The sequence below is a fragment of the Variovorax sp. Soil_C_17 genome (genome assembly GCF_057657265.1).
Genome location: NZ_JBDGIT010000046.1, coordinates 1 through 813, shown reverse-complemented (window position 1 = coordinate 813; position 813 = coordinate 1). Strand labels below are relative to the sequence as shown.

The 813-nt window shown below is 64.1% G+C and carries 2 protein-coding genes; both read left to right on the top strand.

The features are described 5' to 3' along the window. Positions 1-159, top strand: a 159-nt coding sequence (locus AC3A6Y_RS34955) for a transposase domain-containing protein (RefSeq protein WP_487872786.1), incomplete at its 5' end; no start/stop codon positions are given. Positions 160-207: 48 nt separating this feature from the next. Next, positions 208-780, top strand: coding sequence for a plasmid pRiA4b ORF-3 family protein (locus AC3A6Y_RS34950; RefSeq protein ID WP_487872785.1), 573 nt, complete (start codon positions 208-210; stop codon positions 778-780). The last annotated feature ends 33 nt before the right edge of the window (positions 781-813 follow it).

Here is an 813-nt window from a genome sequence, read left to right as displayed (position 1 = left end):
TCTGCCAAGCTGAACGGCATCGACCCGCAACGCTACCTGACCTACGTCCTGCAGCGCATCGCTCAGCACCCGAGCAACCGGATTGATGAGCTGCTGCCCTGGGTCGTAGCGCCGCATCTGCAAGCGCCCTGGCACCCGCCGGTAGCCAAGGTGGCCTGAAGGCTTGCGCGCACTGTGGGCACGCGCCGCGTCCCGCTACAGTGCCGCATGAGCACCAGCCCCGCCCCCCAAGACATCCAAGCCTGGCAGCTGTACGTCGAACTCGAGGACGTGCGGCCGAAGGTATGGCGCCGCCTTCTGGTGCCACTGACGGTCGACCTGTCGCGCCTGCACGTGATGCTGCTGTGGGGCACGGGGTGGGATGGCGGGCACGTGCATGAGTTCGTCTTCGGTTGTGACCATTACGGAGCGACAGAGCCAGGGCGGGAGTTCCCCGACGACCTAATGCCCGAAGAAGATGTGACGCTGAGCGAAGCGCTCGGCAGGCGCAAGACCTTCAACTACCTCTACGACTTCGGCGACGCCTGGTGGCACAAGGTAAAGGTCGAGAAGATCGTGACGCTGGGAGCACCGATCGAGTACGCACAGTGCATCGCCGGCGAGAACGCATGCCCGCCCGAGGACGTCGGTGGTTCATCGGGCTACGAAGAGTTCCTCGAAGCGCTGGCCAACCCTGGCCATCCCGAGCATGCCGACCAGAAGGAATGGATCGGCCGTCCCTTCGATCCTCACGTCTTCGACATCGACGAGATCAATGCGCGGCTGCAGGCCCGCGAGTGAACGCGTCAAGAAGGTCCTCGGTCGGACTATTAC

Excerpts from the sequence above, each read along its gene's own strand:
- AC3A6Y_RS34950 (WP_487872785.1), top strand. The coding sequence starts at position 208 with ATGAGCACCAGCCCCGCCCCCCAAGACATCCAAGCCTGGCAGCTGTAC.